Annotated in this window: 3 protein-coding genes and 1 pseudogene; all 4 read left to right on the top strand. The window is 36.8% G+C overall.

All coding sequences use genetic code 11. The features are described from left to right. Positions 1–101 precede the first annotated feature (101 nt). Positions 102–584 (top strand): hypothetical protein, encoded by a 483-nt coding sequence (locus tag T429_RS0108455; protein ID WP_005773352.1) that lies wholly within the window; start codon positions 102–104, stop codon positions 582–584. A 14-nt stretch (positions 585–598) separates the two neighbouring features. Further along, the gene (locus T429_RS0108460; RefSeq protein ID WP_005773351.1) at positions 599–1057 is read left to right on the top strand and encodes an LbetaH domain-containing protein; all 459 of its coding nucleotides are present in this window, start codon (positions 599–601) and stop codon (positions 1055–1057) included. Positions 1058–1129: 72 nt separating this feature from the next. Beyond that, entirely contained in the window at positions 1130–1963 is an 834-nt protein-coding gene (gene bet, locus T429_RS0108465) for a phage recombination protein Bet (protein ID WP_005773350.1), read from the top strand. A 1-nt stretch (position 1964) separates the two neighbouring features. Continuing rightward, positions 1965–2152: pseudogene (locus tag T429_RS09970) on the top strand (lambda exonuclease family protein); the annotation flags it as partial.

Below are 2152 nucleotides of genomic sequence, written 5' to 3' on the forward strand. Positions count from 1 at the left end.
GTGCATGGGTTTCTGGCAATAACTCTATTTATGGGGATGCCAAAGTAACTGGAAATACAAAAGAACCCGAAAACGACATCGTTTTAAGGTAGGGGGTAATCATGGAAAAGAAGTACGAACTTACTGATGAGACAATCAAAGTTGGTAGAAAAACACTTCACCGAATTAGAGCATTGAGAGACTTTGGAGATGTTAAAAAAGGTGATCTAGGTGGATTTATTGAAAATGAAGACAACCTAAGCCATGAGGGCAATTGTTGGGTTGGTGATTATGCTAGGGTTCATGGTCAGGCACAGATTTTTGGTGATGCCATGGTTAATGGCAATGCCAAGGTTTCTGGTGATGCCAAAGTTTTTAATAAAGCTTGGGTTTTTGGCAATGCAAAGATTTTTGATGAAGCGCTAGTTTTTGAAGAAGCTAAGGTTTTTGGTCGTGCCAATGTTTATCATAAAGCGTGGCTTCGTGGAAAAACTGCTATTTTTGGTCGTACCGAGATTTTTGCCCTTATGTCTGGTAATAACATCATTTGTGACAGCGACCAAGTACCCAGAAATACAGAAGAATCCGGTAACAATACTGTTTAAGGTAGGGGGTAATCATGGAAAAGAAATACGAACTTACTAATGAGACAATCGAAGTTGATGGATACATTAATCTTTTCCGTATACGTGCGTTAAAAGATTTTGGAGATGTTAAAAAAGGTGATCTTGGCGGTTTCATAGAATATGAAGATAATTTAAGCCATGAAAACGATTGTTGGATTTATAATGATGCCAAAGCGTATTGCTGTGCCAAGATTTACGATAGTGCTAAGGTTTATGATAACGCACAAGTTCGTTATTCTGCCGAGGTTTTTGGCAATGCCAAAATTTATAATAACGCCAAAATAGATGGTGGTGATATTTTTGGACACACACAAATTTATGGAGATGTCATTATTTATGCCGATTCAAGAATTTATGGCAATACAAAAATTTATGATAATTCAAAAGCTTGTAAAAAAACTATGACAGCCCAAAACGGCGGTTCTTCAAAAAAGGATATCATTCCTTTCTAGCAAACCAAACAACTTTAACACATGCGTGATTCACGCCACGGGTGAGTTGCACGTAAATGTAAGGAAATAAGAATGAAAGATTTACCATTAGACACTATGGCAACAAAATATGGGTTTTCTCCTTCAGAATTTAAAAAAGCTCTTAAAAAAACTTGTACTAGTGATAAAAATGCCGAAAAAATCACTGATGAAGAATTTGCTATTTTTCTTTTTATTGCAAATAAGTACGGTCTCAATCCTCTAACTAAAGAGATCTATATAATCCCTAAAACGGGCGGCGGCATGATACCCGTTGTCTCTATTGATGGTTGGATTAAGATCATTAAGTCTAATCCGGACTTTGATGGCATGACCTTTCAAGATCAACTTGATAAAGATGGTGGGATCATTGCCATTAAATATGCCATTCATCTCAAAGGCATTACAAACCCTGTCGAAGTCACCGAACATTTAAAAGAATGCCTACAAGAAAAAAGTGAAGCTTGGAAAAAATACCCAGCACGCATGTTACGTCATAAAGCCACTATACAATGTGCACGCTACGCTTTTGGTTTGTCCGGTATTTATGAAGAAGACGAAGCTAAACGTATTAATAACATCACACAAGTAGAACTTATTTCTTATGACATGCTTGAACAGATAAAAGGGCTAATTGAAGAAACTGGAACAGATGAAAATAATCTTCTCTTTTACGCGAAGGTAAAAAATCTAAAAGATTTGTCTTGTAAAAAAGCGCAAGAAGTTTTGGGACTGTTGAAAAGAAGAAAAAACTTTCAAATAGAAAGAGCTCTACAATCTCTCCCACAACAAAAGCAAACAGACGCCTCTATACAAAATGCCGAATATATTCATATCCAAGATATCGAATATGCTCCAACGTCTCATGAACAACAAAGGGCGGTGTGAAATGGAACAAAGAACAGCAGAATGGTTTCAAGCTCGTTTAGGTAAAGTCACCGCATCAAACGTTTATAACGTTATCAGTAAAACAGCAAAGGGAACTCCTACAAGCAAATATGAAGACTACAAAATCAAACTCATTACAGAGCGTTTAACGGGTCAAACAAGCCCCTATTATGAAACCGAAGACATGAG

Source organism: Bartonella elizabethae F9251 = ATCC 49927 (assembly GCF_000518165.1).
Taxonomy (GTDB): Bacteria; Pseudomonadota; Alphaproteobacteria; order Rhizobiales; family Rhizobiaceae; genus Bartonella; species Bartonella elizabethae.

Coding starts and splice junctions, on each gene's coding strand:
- T429_RS0108455 (WP_005773352.1), top strand. CDS start 102: ATGGAAAAGAAGTACGAACTTACTGATGAGACAATCAAAGTTGGTAGA.
- T429_RS0108460 (WP_005773351.1), top strand. CDS start 599: ATGGAAAAGAAATACGAACTTACTAATGAGACAATCGAAGTTGATGGA.
- bet (WP_005773350.1), top strand. CDS start 1,130: ATGAAAGATTTACCATTAGACACTATGGCAACAAAATATGGGTTTTCT.